Annotated in this window: 19 protein-coding genes; 7 read left to right on the top strand and 12 right to left on the bottom strand. The window is 42.2% G+C overall.

Annotated features, from left to right (window positions below; all coding sequences use genetic code 11):
• Window positions 1–16: 16 nt before the first annotated feature.
• Window positions 17–913: a pirin family protein gene (locus QQK00_RS13135; RefSeq protein WP_284218034.1), complete on the bottom strand. Its 897-nt coding sequence runs from the start codon at window positions 911–913 to the stop codon at window positions 17–19.
• A gap of 127 nt (window positions 914–1,040) precedes the next feature.
• Between QQK00_RS13135 and QQK00_RS13130 the strand changes: the two genes are divergently transcribed.
• From QQK00_RS13130 to QQK00_RS13105, 6 genes are all read left to right on the top strand, one after another.
• Window positions 1,041–1,946: a LysR substrate-binding domain-containing protein gene (locus QQK00_RS13130; RefSeq protein WP_284218033.1), complete on the top strand. Its 906-nt coding sequence runs from the start codon at window positions 1,041–1,043 to the stop codon at window positions 1,944–1,946.
• Between the two features lie 157 nt (window positions 1,947–2,103).
• Window positions 2,104–2,697, top strand: coding sequence for a DUF7010 family protein (locus tag QQK00_RS13125; protein WP_284218032.1), 594 nt, complete (start codon window positions 2,104–2,106; stop codon window positions 2,695–2,697).
• On the top strand, window positions 2,697–3,026 hold the full coding sequence (locus QQK00_RS13120) for a DMT family transporter (protein ID WP_284218031.1): 330 nt from the start codon (window positions 2,697–2,699) through the stop codon (window positions 3,024–3,026). The genes QQK00_RS13125 and QQK00_RS13120 overlap by 1 nt, the downstream gene beginning before the upstream one ends.
• 67 nt (window positions 3,027–3,093) lie before the next feature.
• A complete protein-coding gene (locus tag QQK00_RS13115) occupies window positions 3,094–4,242 on the top strand; it encodes a sensor histidine kinase (RefSeq protein ID WP_284218030.1) in 1,149 nt (382 codons plus the stop codon).
• Window positions 4,239–4,841 carry a response regulator transcription factor gene (locus QQK00_RS13110; RefSeq protein WP_284218029.1) on the top strand — a complete coding sequence of 201 codons (603 nt, stop codon included), beginning with the start codon at window positions 4,239–4,241 and terminating at the stop codon, window positions 4,839–4,841. The genes QQK00_RS13115 and QQK00_RS13110 overlap by 4 nt, the downstream gene beginning before the upstream one ends.
• Before the next feature lie 133 nt (window positions 4,842–4,974).
• Window positions 4,975–5,364, top strand: a complete 390-nt coding sequence (locus QQK00_RS13105) for a hypothetical protein (protein WP_284218028.1) — start codon at window positions 4,975–4,977, stop codon at window positions 5,362–5,364.
• A 51-nt stretch (window positions 5,365–5,415) separates the two neighbouring features.
• On the opposite strand, the gene QQK00_RS13100 is transcribed toward QQK00_RS13105, so the two are convergent.
• Both QQK00_RS13100 and QQK00_RS13095 read right to left on the bottom strand, forming a co-directional pair.
• Complete coding sequence (locus QQK00_RS13100; RefSeq protein WP_284218027.1) at window positions 5,416–6,741, bottom strand: DUF2252 family protein; 1,326 nt, start codon at window positions 6,739–6,741, stop codon at window positions 5,416–5,418.
• A 3-nt stretch (window positions 6,742–6,744) separates the two neighbouring features.
• Window positions 6,745–7,878, bottom strand: coding sequence for a DNA alkylation repair protein (locus QQK00_RS13095; RefSeq protein ID WP_284218026.1), 1,134 nt, complete (start codon window positions 7,876–7,878; stop codon window positions 6,745–6,747).
• A gap of 181 nt (window positions 7,879–8,059) precedes the next feature.
• Here QQK00_RS13095 and QQK00_RS13090 point away from each other — a divergent pair, with 181 nt between their 5' ends.
• Window positions 8,060–9,226 carry a diguanylate cyclase gene (locus tag QQK00_RS13090; protein ID WP_284218025.1) on the top strand — a complete coding sequence of 389 codons (1,167 nt, stop codon included), beginning with the start codon at window positions 8,060–8,062 and terminating at the stop codon, window positions 9,224–9,226.
• A gap of 136 nt (window positions 9,227–9,362) precedes the next feature.
• Here the strand turns inward: QQK00_RS13090 and QQK00_RS13085 are convergent, their stop codons facing one another.
• From QQK00_RS13085 to QQK00_RS13045, 9 genes are all read right to left on the bottom strand, one after another.
• A complete protein-coding gene (locus tag QQK00_RS13085) occupies window positions 9,363–11,951 on the bottom strand; it encodes a TonB-dependent receptor (RefSeq protein WP_284218024.1) in 2,589 nt (862 codons plus the stop codon).
• Between the two features lie 297 nt (window positions 11,952–12,248).
• Complete coding sequence (locus tag QQK00_RS13080; RefSeq protein ID WP_284218023.1) at window positions 12,249–13,718, bottom strand: Ca2+-dependent phosphoinositide-specific phospholipase C; 1,470 nt, start codon at window positions 13,716–13,718, stop codon at window positions 12,249–12,251.
• A 257-nt stretch (window positions 13,719–13,975) separates the two neighbouring features.
• A complete protein-coding gene (locus QQK00_RS13075) occupies window positions 13,976–16,894 on the bottom strand; it encodes a TonB-dependent receptor (RefSeq protein WP_284218022.1) in 2,919 nt (972 codons plus the stop codon).
• Between the two features lies 1 nt (window position 16,895).
• Window positions 16,896–17,765 carry a FecR family protein gene (locus QQK00_RS13070; RefSeq protein WP_284218021.1) on the bottom strand — a complete coding sequence of 290 codons (870 nt, stop codon included), beginning with the start codon at window positions 17,763–17,765 and terminating at the stop codon, window positions 16,896–16,898.
• 16 nt (window positions 17,766–17,781) lie between these two features.
• Complete coding sequence (locus tag QQK00_RS13065; protein ID WP_284218020.1) at window positions 17,782–18,279, bottom strand: RNA polymerase sigma factor; 498 nt, start codon at window positions 18,277–18,279, stop codon at window positions 17,782–17,784.
• A 93-nt stretch (window positions 18,280–18,372) separates the two neighbouring features.
• The gene (locus QQK00_RS13060) at window positions 18,373–19,191 is read right to left on the bottom strand and encodes a HugZ family pyridoxamine 5'-phosphate oxidase (RefSeq protein ID WP_284218019.1); all 819 of its coding nucleotides are present in this window, start codon (window positions 19,189–19,191) and stop codon (window positions 18,373–18,375) included.
• Between the two features lie 13 nt (window positions 19,192–19,204).
• A complete protein-coding gene (locus QQK00_RS13055; protein WP_284218018.1) occupies window positions 19,205–20,092 on the bottom strand; it encodes an ATP-binding cassette domain-containing protein in 888 nt (295 codons plus the stop codon).
• Window positions 20,085–21,173 (bottom strand): FecCD family ABC transporter permease, encoded by a 1,089-nt coding sequence (locus QQK00_RS13050; RefSeq protein ID WP_284218017.1) that lies wholly within the window; start codon window positions 21,171–21,173, stop codon window positions 20,085–20,087. The genes QQK00_RS13055 and QQK00_RS13050 overlap by 8 nt, the downstream gene beginning before the upstream one ends.
• Window positions 21,160–22,056 (bottom strand): heme/hemin ABC transporter substrate-binding protein, encoded by an 897-nt coding sequence (locus QQK00_RS13045; RefSeq protein ID WP_284218016.1) that lies wholly within the window; start codon window positions 22,054–22,056, stop codon window positions 21,160–21,162. Before QQK00_RS13045 ends, QQK00_RS13050 begins: the two co-directional genes overlap by 14 nt.
• Between the last annotated feature and the right edge of the window lie 19 nt (window positions 22,057–22,075).

The raw sequence follows: 22,075 nt of genomic DNA, 5'->3' as shown, positions 1-22,075 counted from the left end.
CTCTTCAAACGTTGAATTAATCTAAGCGACCAAATAGGCCAGCGGCGTACTTTTTTTCTACCTGTTGTATTTCCTGCTCATTGCTCATAATAAAAGGCCCTTTTTGAACAAATGGTTCGTTAATCGGCATCGCAGCAAACAAGACAAAGTGCGCTTTTTTCGTGCTTATTGTGGAAATCTCAATCGTTTGCTGTGCGTCACTGAGCTGATTAGATATAGCGATTGATTCACCGACCTTGAGGGGAATGGACTGGTCAACCGTTTTCACAACAATATCGCTTTGTACTGCATAAACCCATGCATTTTCTTGCGCATTTATAGCATGCTGGAAAATAGCCCCGTGTGAAATTGTTCCATCCAAAATAGTCATCGGTAACGCGGGCGATGTTGGACCACTTATATTGTTGCTTTCCCCTAGCACTATCCTTACTCGAGCTCCGTTATTTTCAATAACGGGCATATCTTTCGCTGAAACATGCTTAGACGCAGGAACATCCTGTTTATGTTCAGTAGGTAAATTAACGAAAACTTGCAAACCATGAATGTAAGAATTGGCGCGTGGGGCCTCATCATGAAGAGCTCCCGCCCCAGCTTTAAGCCAATATAAGTCACCTGGTAAAATGTCAACATCATTGCCAAGCGAATCTCGATTATGAAACTTGCCTTCGCTATCTTCAAAAAGTACAGACACTGCGGATAAACCTGCATGAGGATGCTCGCCAAAAGTAGACATTGTCATCTTATAGTGATCGACTAAAACAAGTGGATCCATGAGCCGTTCAAACTTGCCTTCACGAAAAGTAAGCGCAGTAAACCCCGCACCAATGGAAAGCGGATTGCCTTTCACAATTGGAGAAATGCTAGCGACTTTTGCATTATCTGAAATCGTATTATTTGTACGTAATTTGCTCATCCTAAGTACACCTTAATTGAATATTTACTCTGGACGTAATATAAATTGGAACAATAAATGTTAAAATAGGTAAAAAAAGAAAGTTAAGTTCTATAAATAGAACAATAGAAAGGACATAAAAAACACAATGTTCGACTTAAATGATTATTTCTATTTTGTGCATGTGGTAGAAAAAAAAGGATTCTCAGCAGCTGCTAGGGCGTTGGGCATTCCTAAATCCAGAGTCAGCAGGCATATTTCTACCTTAGAACAACGTTTGGAGGTTAAACTCTTTCAGCGCACCTCAAGACAATTCAAAATTACCGACTATGGGCAATTGTTCTACCGACATGCCAAAGCAATGATGGATGAGATGGCTTTAGCAGAAGCATCAATCTTAAACAAAAAAGAGACAATCAGTGGTCGCGTCGTAATAAGCTGTTCTGTGGGCGTAGCCCAATTTGCCATTCAGGCATTAGTCGTCAAGTTTTTATCTGCTAATCCTAAAATTGAATTAATACAACAAGTCACAAATCAATCAATCGATCTTGTGTCTTCGGGCGTTGACTTGGCCATTCGAGGCCACGCCAAACCTTTACCGGATTCATCCATCGTTCAACGCCACCTTGCCACCGTTTCGTGGCAGCTATTTGCAAGTCCAAGATATTTGGAAAAATTAGGGAGTATCAAAACGCCGGAAGACTTGAACCATGCCAAAAGCTTAAATGTTGGGTGGCAACCAAAAGGCTCTCACTGGATACTACAAAACCAAGACAGCATACAAAAGAAAGTGGTGTATGACTCAATATATTCAAGTGATGATATGAGTAGTTTAAAAAGCGCCGCAACAAATGGATTAGGTGTAACTAACCTGCCATCTTACGTCTGTCGGCAAGAACTCGATAGTGGTGCACTTATTCACGTGTTGCCAAACTGGAATGCAGGAAGGGCGCAGCTGAGCTTACTTGCTCCGTCTCGACATGGGCAATCACTTGCTGTGCAAACATTCAAAAACTACCTGCTTAAAAACATAGACGATTACATTACACAGTAACCAGGGCGTGTTGATCTTTACTATGCAAGTTAAGTCATGACAAATGTCATATTAAATTAATGACTTTCGACAATTATCAATCAGCCATTTTGTTGACAAACTGTATCCATACTTTGTTACCCCCTCGGGGCATATACATAAAACTTGGATATCAACTATGACTACGCAAACCTTAGAACAACAGAGAGAAGCATTTAAGCAACGCAGATTTTTAGCTATGCCGTTGGCTGGCATGATTGTGTGGGGAGCAATTGGCGTAATATCCCCCTTTGTCGATGAATTTACAAAAACCATGATGTTGTATTTTGGTACAGGTGGTATTTTCTACTTAGGCGCGGCTTTGTCTTATCTAACGGGCGAGCGATTTTTTAGCAAAAAAACAGAAAAAAATGTATTTGATGGCCTATTTTTCAGCGGTTTGATAATGGCATTGCTCGTATTTGGTATTAGTATTCCTGCCGCCCAATCTGACTATCAAACACTGTCACTCAGTATAGGTATACTTGCAGGCATTATGTGGATCCCCTTCTCGTGGATAGTACAACATTGGATTGGCTATTTTCACGCAATCGGGAGAACACTGGCAATAGTTGCTGTATGGTATTTATTTCCAGAACACAGAGTAGAAGCAATTTCATGTGTTATTGTCAGCCTCTACGTTGTATCCATCTATCTATTGGAATATCAGCATCGGCAACGCACTCAGAAACAGAAATTTCAGCAAATTAATCTACTTTCTGAGGCAAACTAATGACCTATTTACTACTCGCTATCGCCATATTGACAGAAGTCACAGCAACACTTTTCCTTAAGGCGTCGAATGGCTGGGAAAATACGAATTATGGCACAACATCTATTATTTTTTACGCGATATCCGGCATAGTATTTGCCTTTGTGCTAAAGCACATGGGCGTCGCAGTTGCCTATGCTATTTGGTCAGGCATGGGAATCGCATTGGTAAGCATAACATCAGTAATAATTTTCAAACAAAGCTTTGATATTTATGCACTTGTTGGGATATTGTTGATTGTTTGCGGCACTATTTTAATCACGAGTAAATCAAGCATGGTGTTTCAATAGCGTGAAGGCCGCTACTGACTTAACACAACAATATGTATATGTGATAACGATCAAAGGGAACTGACCTATGAAAAATGAAGTACTTCTTCCGTTATTGGCGGAAGGTCGCAAAAAAAAGTGGGCATATACATCCTTACTATTTTCACTGTTTTACTTTACGCCATTATTTTTTGGCGCGACAAAAGATACGAGCCAATACGTCATCATTGGAACATGCTACCTTGTATTTGTTGCTTTTTATGTCGTAACTGTAAATACCCCGAAAAAACTGATACCCGTATTACTGGTATGTCTATTTTTAATAAACAACGCGGCAAGCGTGTTTAATGTTGGAGGTGCAATACTCTTTGGTTATATGAGTTTTGTTGTCGGCTACTATTACCGCCCTGCCGTTAGTATTAGCGTGACGTCTGGCGTTATGCTTAGCATCCTAGCGTTGCAGCACTTTATGTACCCTGGCCAATGGTTGTTTCTTCTGGCTTGCCTGTTAAATTGTTGTGCACTGCTTGGGTTTGGCTTCATGGAAAGAAGAGAAACCACGCATTTAATTAAAGACACACAGGCTAAAGAAGCGCTTGGCACCTTAAGTGCAATTGCCGAACGTGAACGCATAGGACGTGATTTGCATGATATTGCCGGCCATGCATTGAGTGGCATTTCATTAAAAGCCCAAGTAGCGGACAAACTCATGGAAAAAGGTAAATACGAACAAGCCCGCAGCGAAGTTAAGGAGCTCGCAACGTTATCGCAGAATTTATTGAGTGAAATTAGAAAAACAGTCACTGGTATCAAACACTTGTCAATGGAAGATGAAATTGAGAAAAGCCTTGCTCAACTACGAGACAAACAATTCATCATTGAAAAAAGTATCGATACAAACGTGCTGACAAGCTTAAACGCCGTTCAAGAGACCAATCTCACACTCATCATGAAAGAGTGCATGACAAATATACTGCGGCACTGTAACGGCAATTTGGTCTCCATCACTGTAGCTCAAGAGAATGACACAGCGTCAATGGTTATCCAAGACAACGGAATCGTTGCCACCAACGACACCAATTCAGCAATTGTAAAAGGAAATGGGACAACAGGTATTGAAGAGCGCGCTGCAATACTTGGTGCTAAGGTTGACTTTACAATTGACAAGGGCGTTTGCGTTTCAGTGATATTCCCCCTATTGGTTAGCCAAAACAACACATCAAAGGAAGCAGAATGACGACTATCATGGTAGTAGAAGATCAACGATTGGTGCGCGACGCCATTGCAACACTATTAAGTTTGGAAGAAGATATTGATGTCGTCGCCAAATGCGAAGATGGTCAAGCAGCTATAGATTGGCTTGCGACTAACCCCCCGCCAGAGGTGATATTAAGTGATATAGAAATGCCGAAGGTCTCGGGTTTGAGCCTTGCAGAATCATTGAAAAATACCAACCAGAGTAAATTTGTCATCATGACGACGTTTGCCAAACCAGGCTATATTAATCGCGCGCTTAAAGCAGGTGTAGTAGGGTTTATACTCAAAGAGGCTGATAGCGAGTACTTACTTAAAAGCATTCAAACGGTTGTTGCAGGAAATAAAGTAATAGAACCAGAATTAGCGATGATGGCACTGGAAGATACCAACCCCTTATCTACCAAAGAAGCGAAAGCGTTGGCCTTAGCCAGTGAGGGACTAAAAACGAAAGAAGTTGCGGAACGCCTTTTTTTGTCTGAAGGCACCATTCGCAATTATTTTTCAGAAGCAATATCCAAATTGAATGCCACGAATCGTGCTGATGCCGCCAGAATAGCAAAACAGAAGGGGTGGTTGTGAATGACAGCTCACATTGTCTATCTTTTACGTTGTAAATAGACAAATCTTACCTAATGACCAGTTAACGTTATTGCAGCAATCTCATATTCTTTACCACGCATTAAACATTAACTTAAAAAGAAGATGCACTAATATGGGCGAGAAAAACACAGAGATTAAAGTACAACGAGACATAAAATTATTTGTTTATTTTTTTATCGGGCTAGTTGTTACTACTATCTTTACCTTTGTCTATCGCCCATATATATATGAGAACGATATCAACGACTTTGGCATCGCTGGTTCTGCACCCAGCTTTTTAGGGCTAATAACAACATTCTTTTTCCTCTCATATTTTGACTCATCTTTATCTTTAAATAAAAGAATTTTTTATACGGGACTTGGCGGAGTAATATACGAGGTCTTACAACCCTATTTTCGTACTGGTCTGTTTGACTGGCATGACATAATCGCTATTCTCTTAGCAACGTTAGTGCTTTACTTATGCGCAATGATTTCTGCGATATCCAAGAAAAAACAATAAGAATAGACCGAGCTGAACGAAGGCTTAAGATTAACACATTGACGTAACCGTCTATTGCTCCATTTCGCACAAATATGTCCAGTCTTGCATTACTTGTTTGGCATATTGATTAGCGATTTCAAGTAAACGCTTTGCATGTGTTTGTAAGTAGGATAATTGCGCTCGTTCGTAATCTAGAGAATATCTATCCCCCCGACAATGTGCCCTCGCCAGCTCTTGTCCACATGCGCTCGCGTAAAAAATAAACCCGCCATGGTGTGTATTTACTTTGCCAATACCGATATGTTCGGGGTCAATACCTACTTTGGCATGGTGGCGAGAGCGCACTAACCAATGCTGCGCATTAAAATAAGCTTCATCAAGAATGTAGTCGCTGCGGCGTTGCATTCGGCGTTGACATTTTACGGTTAAATGTGCGGGATTAAGCCTGTTCTGGTGGTGCAAATTTGGGAAATGGAAAAGCGGCGCCGCCTCTCGTTGTTGTTTAATCTCTACGACATGACACAGGGCTAGTTGACTCACTTCATTGATATCCTCTGGCCCAACAAGTGCGTAATAACGCTGCATGCCTACAGAGCCGGTACCAGAGCCAACCCTAGCGACTATATCTAGTATGCTTTCAAAAAAATAAGGAGATACTGCACGCGTAATTTCTCTAAATTCTTCACCAGATAAGCGGACAAACTTATCTTCTCGTTGTTTAAACTTCAATGGATAGTGTTCAAGCGCAATTGCTTTGGCAAGCGAGCTTTTCTCTAGAAAACACTCTCCGCCCAAGACCACTTTTTTGGCTTTTTGATAACGCTTTTGTATTGGCGATGGGGTCGCAAAATCGTCAAACGTTTCATCTAGAAAATATGTATCAGAGGCTTTTCTGCTCAGGCCCTGCTCTAAGACTAACATGTACGCATTTAAGAAGGCTTGCATTGCCCGCTGCACTTGCCCGTTGTCTACAGCCGTTTTGTGACTATAGTCTTTTTCTGAGGCGTAACACCCGTCAACCACCCCTTTACAATGCTCTGCGGCAAGCAATAAACTCACCAATAAACGAATAATATCCCAAATACCATGGCCTACACACGCATCATCAAAATCATTGACTGAAAATATGATACGTTCACCAAAGCTGCCTTCTTCAGTAAAAAAACCAAAATTTGAAGTATGGCAATCACCCATTATTGTCGTCAGTGGTATATTTTCAACAGAGGGGATATCAAGCAAGCCGCACGCAACATCGTTATAGAAAAGCTGAGAAGTACCTCGATAAAAAACAAACGGACTAATCGACATTTTCTTATGCTTTGCATGGCCATTACCGGGGCATACGCCGTCTACCCTTAAGAGTTCTTCATCAATGATCTGCTGTCTGTTTTTCATAAGTTATACCAACTCAAAGGGCACCGAGGCTTGTTCAACGCCGTTTATTTTTAGCGCAACTTTATGCTCGCCAACATAATACTTGCGTGTTGTGACCGGTTTAAAGCTGTGTTTTTTCGTCATGTTTATTTTTTTACTCTCAAGCCCTTTCAGCTCGATTGTCTTCCACTTGAATACTTTTGGCATTGATTTGCCGTTTGCTTTTTTATGATACACCACATAATCAATCATTAATGATTGTGATACACCGTCCTCGCCCATGAGTGTTGCTTCTAACAATAAGTCTTCACCGACCGACACGGTCTGAGTCGATAGACGCAAATCGCAAACACGTAATTTAGGTCTATTGTACCCGTACACCTCTAAAGCACCGGCATGTCCTTGCTTAAATAAGGTGCGACAGGCATGCTTTATTAAGCGTTCTCTATGCTTATCCGCCCCATTTCGCCATTGCTTAACAATATTTACGACTAAGGCTGGGTGGTCTTTAGCAAGATCATTCAGGTTATTGGCAACAGACCGCCTAACATATTCTGATGGATCGTCTTTTAGCGCTTCAAGTAGGGGAATGACTGGTGATGGATCTTCAATAAAATTCTTGAGCTGTATGCCCCACGGTAGACGCGTGCGCGTGCCTTCAGAAACTAAACGGCGCACGTGATGACTAGGGTCGCTTACCCATTTGTTTAAAATTGCAATAACACCTTTTGGATAGGTCAATAAAAATGGACGTATAGCGAACTCCGCAGAAAATCGCTGAGTTAACTCATACAAAGTCTGCATAGATACGTCTAAGGCATCTTGTCCATGTTCAGCAACATAATCTGCCATCGGCATGATTGCCCAACCATTTATGAGATGTGAATGTGCGGGCGCTTCACTAACGTCATCAGGCGTAATCATAGGTTTTAAACTTTTGACAAGGACATTACAGTTGGCTTCAAAGTCATTACCAAAGGTATCTGTCATCGCTTGCTTAATCTGCTCACTGCGTTCTTTTAATTCTAAGGTATCAAGCGCAGATGACGCTAAAGCAACAAATTTCTGCTCATCAAAGTCGGACGAAAACGCCGTAAAACACCGCCCCATTTGTTCAATTAAGGCGCTAGAAAATAGATTTTTAAAAGGTTCAGGCATTTAAAAATTCGTTAAAAAAACAAAACACTACAATAGTAGAGGGTGTAACTAACTTCAACTTATTTGCAGCAGCATGGACTTAAAGGTACAGCATAACGAATGTCGATCGTAAGACCAAAGTATGAAATAATCCGGCCCAGTATTTGCTTTTTTAAACAAACGCCATTTGAAACAGCTGAACATGAGTGAGACAAAAGTAAGTATTAAATTTAGTGTGTCATTTATTGTTGTCACGCTGCTTTGTTTGTTAGTACTGTTTAATCTTAACCAAATGCTAAACCACTACTCAGAAGGTGGCAAAGTTATAAACATCGGCGGCCAGCAAAGAATGTTATCTCAGCGCACTGCATTATTAACGACTGAGTATCTCAAAAGTAATGATCCAACAACTCATCAACAAGCGCTGCAAGCAATTCAACAAATGCAAAATAATTTAGCCTTTTTAATGTCAGAAGGCGTTAAGCACCCACCCAAATATTTGGAATTGTCAGAGGCGTTAAGTGCATTGTATTTAAATAGCCCACACCAAATTAAGGCCAGAACAGACAAATATTTATCTACTCAACTCGCACTGCTCAACGGTGATGAGTTGGCTATCGCAAACGCTGAACAAAACATCATTTACATACAAACGGAAAAGGATGCATTACTCAAAAGTTTAGAATATGCGGTTTCTCAATATGAAGAAGAATCTCAAACTACTTTTTCCAAGCTGTATCAGCAACAACGCGCAGTCATTCTTATTCTTATAGCGACAGTCCTACTCGAAGGTTTTTTTATTTTTAGACCCGCGTTATTAAAATATCAGAATTTGAACCAAAAACTTAAAACTGAAGCATTTCACGACCCGCTAACAAAACTCGCCAACCGCCGGGGTTTATTTGAATTTGGTGATGCACAAATAAGCTTAGTCCAGAAGGAAGACAAGGAATGCAGTCTTATTATCTGCGATATCGATCGCTTTAAAACCATTAACGATGAATATGGCCACTTGGCGGGTGATAGTGTCTTAATACAATTCGCCGATATTTTAAGGCAAACTGTAAGACATATTGATTTTGTTGCGCGATTTGGGGGCGAGGAATTTGTCATTGTACTGCCAGATACAAATGCGAGCGGTGCTAGTGCTGTCGCCGAAAAAATTCGGCGACACTTAATGAAAGAAGAATTCACCTTTAACAAGCAGTCTATAAGACTAACCGCTAGTTTTGGTGTAACTCAACTTTCGCCGGATGACACCGACTTTCTATTTGCTATTTCTTGTGCAGACAAAGCACTTTTCACATCAAAATCATCTGGGCGAAATGTAGTATCACCTTTTAAAAAAAGTGCAGAATCCATTTCATAAACGACGGTGCAGGCCGCAGATAACAACAACGATGCGTAAAATGAACCGCTAAGCGAATTATCTATGGATATTCTTTTGATGGAGTAAAACATAATAAAAATGGCGCCTTAACGAAAGGCGCCACAAAAGGTGACACTTAGAACTTTGCACTAACACCTAGGGAAAAACGACGACCGTAGTGGTCAATCCGACCACCTCTGATTCGGTCATCAAAATAAGTTTTAATTGATTCATCGGTAATATTTACAGCCTCAAACTGTAGCCTGACGTTCTCAGTAAAGTCATAGGATACGCTACTGTCCAGTGTCCCAAAAGCGTCTTGGTATTGATCTGATACAGCGCCTACACCATTACTTACTAAGAAATCATCTCGCCAGTTGTAACCCATGCGAAGCCCAAATCCTCCATACTCATAAAACGCTACTAAATTGAAGCTATTTTCAGATAAACCTGCGATCGGTTGCGCGAGCAATTGTCCATCCTCTGTTACTTCTACTTCACTTTCAACATAGGTGTAATTGGCTTGTAATCCCAATCCGTTAAAAGGGGCGGGCAGCGTTTCAAATACTTGTTGATAAGCGATTTCAACACCAGAGATATCACCGCTACCGGTGTTTGACGGCGCACTTAAAATGACCTCTGTTCCTTCGACATTCAACAGTTGCGCTTGGGTAGAAATAAAGGTGGTAATGTCCTTATAAAAATAACCCGCCGATACATAGGCTGCGTCAGAAAAATAGTATTCTGCGGAGAGGTCGTACTGCATCGCTTCATAGGGTGCAAGCAAAGGATTTCCGCCCCTCGCAGTGGGCGAGTCAGTGCTAAAAGTCAGACCAGGCCTCAAATCTGGTAGCGATGGACGGGTAAGCACTTTGGCAAATGCGGTACGCAACAATAGTTCATCTGACAACTCAAAATTTAAATTTGCGCTAGGCAATATTTCTACTGAACTAGATTCAAAGTCCACAGCTTGGGGGGTATTGTCAATGATGCTGGTACCTACCGGTGATTGCTCTGAGCGTACAACACGCAAACCAATGTTTCCGTAAAACGGGAGAGCATCTTGGCTTTCGACATTTAACATGACGTAAGCGGCAGCAATGCTCTCATCGACAACATAAGAATTTCGCTGATCACCTGCGGTCAGTGGATTGCTCAACAATTCTGGTGCAAAAAAGCTAGAGAAAAAGCTGTTTTCGTTAGGTACCGCCCATATGCTCGGATAGCTACTACTCACTTGGCTAGCAAAATCATTAACTGGGAAAGTCTCGTAGAAACTTGTATCAAAGAATTGACCACTGATGCCATCCGATACTCGAATGTCTCGGCGATTATACTCACGTTCACGCTGCCGTGCGTGCAGGCCAAACTCAATTGACGACACTAAGCCCGAGAAATACCTCTCTGCGTCGAGTTTTAGTGCATTGTCGGTATCTTCAACGGCTATCGTTCTGTACTCTATACGACGTCCGGGGAAAATGGCTGTATCTGTAATATCTACAGGGAAAGTAAACGACGGTGCATCTTCAAAACCAGCACTGTAGTCAAACCCTACAGCCTGATCGTTTAATCGAATACGGGTACGCCTAATAGGATCAACTGTTTCACTGTTTGCGGTAGAGTGACTGACATCAACTGATAACGCCCAGTCTTTACGCTCCCATTGGTTGTTTATTGCAATGCTAAACGCATCATGCTCTGAATCAGAACTTTCGCGAGATAATTGTAAATTAGTATCAAGCGCAGTACCTGATACTAAAGAATCTCCCTGCAACACCGGGTTTTCGACGCTACCGCCTAATTCAATATCGATCCCAATCTCGTCAAACGCTACGTTGAACTTTGACATAAGTAAATCGACACTGAGTTCATGCGTATCACTGCTTTTCCATTGAATACTTGAAGCGAGTGACTGACGCGTCCGTTCTTGACGCTCTAAGGTTGGTCTGTTTCTTTGAGGCGCAAAAGCATTGTCAAGTGACTGTGTTTCTGATTCGGCCGCGTTCAACGCACCTCTGATCCAGTTAAAAGTAAACACCCGATCTTGACGTATGTCCCGTTTTGAGTATGCACCTGAGACTAATACACCTAAAGACTTATCGTCGCTCATCCAGCTATATAAACCCGACACTTTTGGATCGATACTATCGGCTAAGTCTGACTGTGTTGCACTGACGTTGATAGAGCCCGAGTTTCCTAACTGTAAGGGTTTAAAGGTTTGTATATTTACTAACCCACCAATAGCGCCTTCTTCCATTTTTGCTGTTGGTGCCTTTATAACCTCGAGGCCCGAAATAAGTGATGAAGGCAACACGTCAAACCGAAATTGTCTACCGTTTTGCCCGCTGTTTTCGACGTTTTCGTTCACTGCAATACTGCGCCCATTTAGCTGAGCGACTTGAAACGTTGGGCCTAAACCTCTTACACTCACACCAAGCCCTTCTCCGCGGTTTCTATCAATTTGAACACCTGGTACTAGTTGTAAAGCTTCTGCAACGTTTTCAGAGGGAAATTTACCGATGTCTTCCGCAGAGATTGCATCTGACACTGTATCAGCAGAGCGCTTCAGGTCCATCGCGCGCAGCACGCTACTTGAGTACGAGCCGAGTACCAATATTTGCTCAACAGCTTCATCTTTGTTTGTTTGAGTAGTTTGCGCCATAGCATTTGCACTAAACGCGGTCGTTACAGCAATTGCCAGAGGTGTAAATAATGTAGTTTTCATATGAGTTCTCTCTTAGTTGATGCCTAAAAGACGGATCTCTCGAAAAGATTAGGACAATATTTTTTGTGACAATTTAGTGACAAAGGTGCAAGCAACTAGGCTCACATTGAGCACGACTTGTCCATTGCATTAGTTGTACATCGAAATTTACTTACTCGAATCTGGAGAAGCAATAACGTTTAGCAGAACTCAAAACGCGTATCTCTGCGTTTTAAAAGCCCATCTTAAATCAGCTATTACTTATCCAGAATACGGACTAAATATTGTATCTATTAACTACCTTCTCGTAGGTGCTTTTTAAAAAGCACCTTGAAACACAGTGGATGATCTAACGGTTCCAAATTGGCGGCTTGAAAATTCATTTTTTTGTTGAGTGTTATTCCAATACCTAGGATTACTAAAGAGGTGTTTTACCGTATTGTTTCCATGAGAGCTTGCAGCAAGTCCTTGATACTTTAACGTTTGATTAAAGCATTGATTTGTAATTGTCGTCCAAGAGATACCATCTCGTGAACCTTGCCCCGAGATACAACGCCCATTGCTATAAACGTCAATTTTTATATAGCTTAGATCGTTTTGACTGATACCAGTAACATTGCGGATAGTACCATTTTTAGCATTAGTTCTATCCCCATAGCGCATTCTGTATTGAGTGACTAGAGGCCCATTATCTGATAAACGACATACTGCAAAGTAAGGGCTTTGGGCTGATAATTCGGCTCGTGCCATCAAACATGATTTTGCAAAAGGGTCTACATGACTACTCGCGACATTCACGGCCGCTTCCCATCGACCGTTAGCTTGGTTTTTGTTTTGATATTGAAAACTGAAATTATCACTGCTTCCCCATATGTCTTCTGAATTTACGTTTATCCCAATTATGTCATCTACCTCGGTATAATTTTGACATGAGTGTAAAATACACAAAAACGGATAACCATTATGGTTGTGCGTTTTTGACCATGTATCTCGACGATAATTAATTTTATCCGTTGCAATATGATGGACTCGGGCGCCCAGCGCTGCATTAAAGTCATTTTGACTATTTACGATGTAACGACGTGTAATAAAACCGCTATCAAATATATATTTAGCCAAGGCCTGACTTGAACTATTCGTATTGAAAAATAGTTTATCCGCCCGGCCGACATCGTTTATGCTGCTAATGGCTGCGGATGAAAAGCCCAAACGCGTCGGACGATTACTCGCATAACTGGTGTCGGTAACAACAAAAATCCATTTTCCTTTAAGGCTACTAAGAGATGGCCAATTGCAATTTCCTGTTACTGTTTGTTTAAGCCCAGTAGCGCTCTCGCAAGCGTTAAATAAATCGCTTGGTTTTAAAATATCATCTTCATCGATAAATCGTTTGATTACGGCATCCAATTCTTCTGCTGATTGACCACTCGCGAAGCCATCCTTTATATCAAACCAAACTGTTACTACTTCATGTTGTGGTATTTGTTGATCAAAGATTTGAAGCTCACGTAAGCAGTCACTAAATTTATCGCAATTAGTTTTTGTGTCGATAACTGGGGTATGATAAACGTACCAGTCTTTATTAATAGACGGACGGCCTATCTTGCCCCGATGTAAATCAAACTCGATAGAACGTATTCTATGAAACACTAATTGGTCTAATATTCCCTCATCTCTTGAATAGCTATTGTGAGAGGACTTTTGGCTTATTTCATTATATTTTACTTGCGCATACACTTTAGTACTAAGCAATAATGCAACGAGTACTATCGACATTAGTTTTTGCATATTCTTTCCTATTATCCGATTTATGGGCTACCGTTATTTTGCACAATCGCCACAACAGACGCAGTTGAACCGCTTAATCAGCTGGTAGAAATTTACACTTTTTCCAGCCAAGATTACGACTATCATGTTGATACCTAAAAGACGGATCTCAAGGAAAGATTAGGACAATGTGTTTTGTGAAAATTTGGTGACAAAGTCACACACTAACAAGAATTATTGTGTTGGCATATTTATCGTGAAGTCATAGTGACTGGGTGTTAAATCGTCCATTTGACGTTAAAAGAAAGCCGCTTACCTACATATTCAGCTTCTTTGAACACCTCTTCACCTGCGTGCTCAAAGTAATAAATTACCGGCGATGCGAATAGGTTTTTCCCTGTTAAACTAAGTTCTAGATTGTCGTTTATTTGGTAAGCAATATGCGCATTGATAAAACGCTGGGAGGCCAAACGGGTGTCGGGTGTCGACAAACCTCGTTGGTTAAATAACATATCGCTTTGTTCATCCATTGACACGCTTGCTGTTACTTTTTGATGCTCATATAACAGTTGTAATTTGTACTCCCAATCCGCCACTGCGCTTACGCCATATTTGCGCAGGTCATCTGCCAGCCATGTGCTACTGAGCCTAACTGACATTGTCTTATTTAGATTCACAAATGCATCAGCTTCAAGGCCATGCAAGGTAAACCCCTTATTGTTTTCTGGACGGGATACCTGATACTCACGCCCATCTATATCGATGGGACGGCTGCCAATATTCACAAAGCCCGTTAAGCGACGCAAGAACCCCCCAACTGACAATTTAAACCAAGGTGTAGATGTTAATAGCACACCTATTTCCGCGTGACTGGATTTCACTGGCATCAGTCTTGGATTGCCACCCGAAGCAAGCAGAACACCTTCAGTCGTATTCAATGACAAGCCCGGCTGTAAATCTGAATAGCTGGGAAACGCTAAAGACTGACCCATCGCAAACTTTACTTGCACGCCCTCGTAAACATCTGCGCTAAGGTTAAGGTTTGGTAACCAAAAGGCATGTTGCGTCGTCACCTCATCCACAAGCGGCAATATTGATGATTCTTGCAGTTCGAATAGTGCTGCACCCAACACTGAAACTTGCCATGATTGCCATCTTAATCCGAGGTTTACGTCCATTGGCGTAGGCGCTGTAAAAGAAAAGTCGACTGCGGTAAATGCTCCTGTTACCCGCTCTTTAATTTTATAGCTGCGCGCGCGATCTGCCTGCGAGGGTAAATCAAATGGCATTTGTTGCAATGCATGTTCCGACACACTTTGATTGGGCACTTGCCAAACATAGGGGAATGATCCGGCTAAATATCCATTTAAAAAACCGCTCACGCGGACGTCATCCACATGCGGTTGCACGACTGGAATATCTGCCAGTTGATCAACATCGACATTCACGTCTTGACGCATGTAGGTACGTACTTTTTGCCGCCAGTCCACCCCAAATTTTAGCTGCCTCAAGTTTGCGTCATCACCTTGGTAGGATAAAAAGCTTCTGAGCGACTTACCTCGGTCTGAGACACGTATATTACGAGCACTAATATGTTCAAAAAAAGATGAATCTAAGGCAATACTAGGCAAAGGATCTAGTGAATACACTGGCTGTGCACTTTGTCCTCCCGCTAATGAAAAACGCACATTTATAGGTGCAGTTTGAATACGTGTTCGGGTAATTGGCCGCACTGTCGAACTGATCGCTTCAGTATTTGCAAATGACCCATACCATTGCCACGGTTCGCTTTGCGTTGTAAGTGTCAGCATACTTGTGCTGTTTGTATGGGCTTGCTTTGACGTGTCTAGTGCGGTGCGATGCGCAACGTTTTCAAAATCTGCTGAAACTAAACTGTTGCCGTGTATGGCAAAATCATCTCCTAGCTGTGTGGCCGTATCTAGTCGACTCAACCATCGTTGTTCAATGTAATCACTGGTTAACGAGGAATAAAAGTGCTCAGCGCTGATATCAATATTATCTGCTGGGCGCCACTGCACAGAAGCCGATGCCCCATTTGTGTTTCGTCGCTCGTTTTCTAGGGTGATCGCCATGCGATTACTCGGTAACAGCACATCAGTGCCTAATTGCTCTAGTAAATAACTATTCCCATTTTGCTCCCAATCCCAAGTTTGAAAGTGATCTTGGCGAATAAAGCGCCCATGGCTGTTAGCTGTCAACAGTAGTCCTAGGCTTTGCTCCTGATTCACCCAATTACTCAACACCTGTGTGTTTAGCGCTTTTTTTTGTGCATGAACGTTATGCTCAAGCCCAATACTTATTTGACGAATACCTTCACCTATAGATAAGGCTTGCATACTTTTCATACCAATCGTTGCCCCTATACCACTTTCAGGCATCGCTGCATTTGGCGACTTATAGACATCAATACGCTCAATGTGTTGTACAGGCAGCACATCAAACCTAAACGCCCTACCCAATTGTCCGCTATCACGCACATTTTCATTTACTGCAAGTAGGTGACCATTTAGCATAGTGGATTGATAAGCGGGTCCGACGCCACGAGCGCTGACGCTCAAACCCTCGCCAAAATCTCGTGAAATAGTCACTCCCGATAAATATCCAAACGCTTCTGCAAGATTAGATGACGGCAGAACACTTAGTGCACCGTAATTTGCCGAACTGATACTGCCGTTGTATTGCAGTCGGCGATAAAATTCCTCTTCGACCTGCTGGTTCCATGATTGCTTGCCTATGATAAACGAGGAACGTGTACGAAACCCTCTTACTTGCAGTGTTTCAATATCGCTATCAGTAACAAACACTTCGGAACTTTCAGGGGCATTTAGTTGCGCTGCGATAGGCTTTAGCACAATCCCGCCTTCCGTTCTAGCGATGTTTATTGGGTGTGGTGACAACATCAACGACAATACTTGATCAAGGCTATATACGCCTCTTACATGCAGGATTGAAAACTGACGAATAAAGTCCGTATCTGCGACAATCGACACATCAAAAGTTGCTGAAAGGGTTGATAAAGCCTCATTTAGACTACCACCAGGTATGTCAACTTCGTGCTTTTCTAGATACTTCGTATGTGCCGCGTTTTGTAAAGAAGACCAAGCGCTATTACTAGCGCAAACAAGAAGACCTAATGTGCACAGTGTTAAACGTAAACAAAATGACAACCACGTCATGTTACTTGGGACGTAAATAAACGTTATCGTCGTTGACTATAACCTCTAAGTCGTATAACTCTCCAATAAGCCCAATTGTTGTATTGACTTCATTCAAGGCAAATGACCCTGTAACCTTCCGCTGACTTAATCCTGGCGCGAGATAAAGGGGCTTAACAGAATAACGACTCAGACGTTCTACAATTTGGCCAAGCGGCATATCATTTGCGTTTAGCAAACCCTGTTGCCAGTCAGTTGATTCAGTAGTATTGAACAAGACCTTAGGTCCAATAGTGCCCGAGATATCCACCTCAGCCTTCTGGCCTCCTAGTAAAATTAGCTCATCTCCATCGGAGTTTGATAAACGGACACGCCCTTCATAAACGCTCACACTCAATCCTCGACTACTTTGCTCAAGATTAAATGCTGTGCCCAATACTTCGACTTGACCATAAAACGATTGAATTTTGAAAGGTCTATTCGCGTTATGAGCGACATCAAAGTAAGCTTCGCCTTTACTCAGCGAGACCTGCCTCATTGACTCAGACAACACAACACTTAGTTGTGTATCGGCATTTAAGTGGATGTTACTACCATCGGCAAGAGCAATCGCTTGTCGTTCTGCTCGTTGCGTTTTGTATTGATTACTTAAATGTTTATTCAATTCCGTTTGACCTGTGACAGGAGTAAATTGAGTAAAGCTAACTATCACGAGCAAAATAAAACTCGCTGCTACGCCCGACACCCAATACTTTGCATAGCTTTTATTGGACGTTACTGTATTAGTAGTTGGTAAGGATTTTAAGGCTTCTGTAAGCGCTGGGTCATCCCAAATTTGTTGGGCAAGTTTGTCCTCTTTAATCGGGCAGGATTCATTGTTTAATTTATGCATATTAACAGCGCTCTCGTTAACCGTGCTCATTGTTAGCTGACATCAGTTTTTCCATTTCACACTTTAAGCTACTTAATGCACGTGTAATGTGCTTATTAACACTTTCTTGAGACAAACCTAATGCTTTGCCTATTTGAGATTTTGTTTGGCCTTCGATGCGATAGCGAATAAACACATCCTTTCTCACCTTTGGCATATTCGAGACAATACGTTGATAGTGCTCGATGCGTTGTGTCTGTGCCATTAATCTATCTAGATCTGTTTTGTCACATGTTGGCTCATGCGTCATTTCTTGAGGCATGTTACATTGTTTGCGGTGCATATCGAAAGCAATGTTTCGTGCCACCCTTTTTGCATAGCGTTGCGGGTGGTCAATGGAATTCTCTGCCCCTGCCATCTTCAAGTAAGTATCTTGCAAAACGTCATCTACGTCACAGTCTCTTTGCACCAATGAACGGATGTAAGTCCTCAGGGATTCGGAAAAAAAGAAGGTTTGTAAAAATGAATGTCTCATATACTGCGTTCACAACCGAATGATTAAATCTCTGGCAGTACGCAGTATCAAGTAAATTAATGACAAGAGAATGACAAACAAGAAAAATACAGATTACCGACTATATTTAGTTAGCTCAACCATCGCCTTTCGCAAACTATAATCTTCATTAACCTCCTTTAAAAAAGGGATAAACTGCCTGTTACAAGTATCGCTGTCTGATTCGGTGCTCCGGACAACAATGTAATGAAACCCTTCTGCGTAACAAGTCAGCATCTTTACCGTACCTTTGTTTACACCCGATTTAATCGCAAAAGCATTGACAATATCAGCAAGTGCGTCTGCATGGTCAGCATGCATATGTTCAATTGCCGCTTTGCTTTGCGCCGAGACTGGCAGAGATTCACTCCATTCTTCTTGCGAAAACCAATAGATTTCACCAAACCCGCCAATATAACGAACACGGTCTACATGTAATAGATAAAACCGAAAATCATGGGCTTTCACGTAAGCCTTCGCTTGGGGGAATAGAGTGAAATACGCTTGTTGCAGATCTTTGTCTACTGCATCAATTTCTGCATACGCGCATAGTGTCACCCTAGCAATTGCTTGGCTATCTTGCGCATGAGCGTCATGTACGCACAAACTCACTTTTGATTCGACTTTCATATTTCGAGAGTGTTGAGCAATATCTGACGCATATATGACTATGTCGCCCTCCTCGGTCATTAAATATGGCGTGATAGACCCAAAAGGGAAGCCCTTCATCGATAAGCTTAGCGTAGACAGTACGCCACTGTGTTGCTGACGCATTAGCTTTCGTGCGTTGTGAATATGTGTTTTTTTCGTGTCGCGTTTTTCAGCTGTAATACTCAGTGTGTCTTTCTCCTGCGACGCATCTTGCGTCTCAGTAATAATAGATGCTGTTGTCATAATTAATTTCTTCCTACGTATCAAAATTCAAGGTATTTGGTATGCCACTATGCACATCATTTTCAGTTTGCATTGGCGTTTGTGAAGCATTACCGTTGAGTACATAAACGCCCGTAAGTTTGCGCATGTTCGAATGTGATTTATTGGCTTGTTGCCCCTGAATTTGGCCGCTTGTATTGAAACAATCGTTCAGGTTTTCTGCCGTAAATACAGAAGGAGTGGGGCCGCACGTTTGCAGTGCGCCGTCTTTAATGAATACCAAGTCGTCTGCTAACTGCGAAACCGCATTAATGTCGTGATCAATGATCAACACAGTACCGCCTGCCTGTTGAAAATGTTTAACGTGCGTATATAGTCGCTGAGACTGACAGATATCAAGTGCGCTACTTGGTTCATCAAGCATTAAACATTTGCCTTTCATACTGCCATTGCCATTAGTGCTGCCACATAGCTGTAACCAAGCGCGAGCAAATTCTAACATTTGAAACTCACCGCCAGACAAATGCGTAATGCATGCAAGTAACTTCAGATGAATCCCCATTTTACTCGCAATCTCAAAAACCAAGCGCTGAGTACGTTGCTCACTTTCGTGGTATTGCTCTCTGGCAAGTGCTAAGTATTCAAATACCGGTAATGCAATGGTTGGTCGAAAGCTTTGCGCGATGTACGCGCGCTTTTTGCTTAAGTCCGATAAAGACCATGCTTGTATATTTTTGTTGTCAAAATGTATTTGCCCTGCATCAGGTATAAATTCGCCTAATAGGGCTTTAAATAGGGTAGATTTTCCAGCACCGTTTGCGCCTATAATGGCCGTGATTTTATTCGCACGAAAGTCGACATCAACGTTTTTTATCAGCACTTTTGTGCCTCGATTAATACTCAAACCGTGTATTTCATACATCCATTTGCTTCCTTTTTTCTTGGTATATCAATGCAACAAAAACCGGCACACCAATCACTGATGTAATCAAACCCACTGGCAACTCAGACGGGGCGATTACCATGCGAGCCAATGTGTCAGCCAAACAAACTAGAATTGCACCGGCCATCGCACACATAGGCATAAGAACTTTTAGGTGGCTAGTGCTTAACATCCGACAAATGTGTGGTACAACCAATCCGACAAAACCGACAATGCCGGTAAAGCTGACACATACCGCAATCATTGCAGAGACAATGATAAGTGAACGAATTTTAACGCGTTCGGTGTCGATACCTTGAAACTTTGCTTGCTTCTCACCAATCGCCATTAACATCAGCGCGTTTTTTTGTTGCCAAAGCAAATAAGCACCGACAAATATTACAAAGGTGGTCATTACGCTCACCGACGCCGAAATACCTGCATAACTGCCCATACTCCAAAACGAAATTTGGCGTAACGTGCTGTCATCAACAATAACCGTGATAATTCCGAGCAAGGTCATCGCGCCAGCGTTAATCGCCACACCAGCAAGTATTAGCATTAAGGTATTCACTTGTTTGTTTCGCCCTGCGACGGCAAACAACAAACAAACACTGACTAATGCCCCGATAAATGCCATCACCGGAATAAAATAAGGGAGCAACCATTCACTCACGATGAATATCGAACTAATAAAAAAGCCTAAGGCCGCAAATAAAGCCGCACATGAAGACACACCAATGAGTCCCGGATCAGCAAGAGGATTCCTAAAGATGGATTGCAACACAACACCACAAATTGCAAGGCCAGCGCCAGTAAGCATGGTCATCAAAATACGTGGCATTCTGATTTCGAAGACAATCGCACGCTGCATCGCTTGCATGTTTGATTCACTCGTTACATCGTTTAAATCACCACTGAATGACGCTAACATTTGCCACAGACTGACATCCACAGCGCCGATACTTAGCGATAGCAAAAATGCAAAAGGAAGTGTGCATATACAAAGCAATAACGCTTGTCGATGCTTTTGTTGGCGAGCCACACGCTCAAATTGAAAACTTCGCTCAGTTATTTGCATAGGCTAAAACATCTTTAAACGCGCTAGGTAGGCGTGGTGTTAGCCCAAGGAATTTCAAAGAATCAACAATATATAAATTACACCCGTGTTGTTTGACGTATAAACGCATTGCAGCCTTTTGGCAAAGTTGTTCAACGGTATGCCCTCGCGCTTGATGAGCGGGCATCAAGATAAAATCAGGCGGGTGCTTCAACAGAGATTCAGGTGAAACCGCTTTAAAACCATTGATGTCGGTATAGGGGTTAGTCAAACCCAATTGTGAGAAAATCAAGTCAGGTACTGTGCTCTGACCAGCGGCCATTAAGCCTTGGTCTGAAATAGACATCATAAACGCCGCCGTCTTTCCTACAATAGACCACTCATGAGCACGAATAGTCGCAAATTGCTGTGTTAAGCTCGCAATCAGCGCCCTTGCCTCTTCCTGTTTTTCTACCAGCTCGCCAATGGTCGTAATGGCTTGATACAAACCCTCAATATTCTTTGGCACATCGACGCCATGAACAGCCACGCCCGCCGCCGCAATTTGTTGTAAGCCCGTACTCGGTCCAGCGCCTTTTAGCGCAATCAAGTGACTAGCGCCGGTTGAGATAACTCCTTCAACACTCAACTGACGGTAATAGCCAACGTTTGGCAGCGTTTGCACTGATGCTGGATAAGAGGAACTTGTATCAACCGCGATGACTGATGCTGCCGCACCTAGCGCAAAAAGGATTTCCGTGACGCTGCCACCTGCACTGACAATCTTCAGGGGTGTGTTATCACCTGCTAATTGCACAGAAAAATTTGCGTTTTTTTCCTGAGAATGAACATCCTTGTTCATCGTGCTTAGAAAAACAAACATCAATACAAATTTTACTAGAATACTCGTTGTCACTCTGTCCATTAAAGCAGCCTTAAAATAA

The organism is Agaribacter marinus, assembly GCF_030160655.1.
Taxonomy (GTDB): domain Bacteria; phylum Pseudomonadota; class Gammaproteobacteria; order Enterobacterales; family Alteromonadaceae; genus Glaciecola; species Glaciecola marina.
This window is presented reverse-complemented; position numbering and strand designations above follow the sequence as displayed.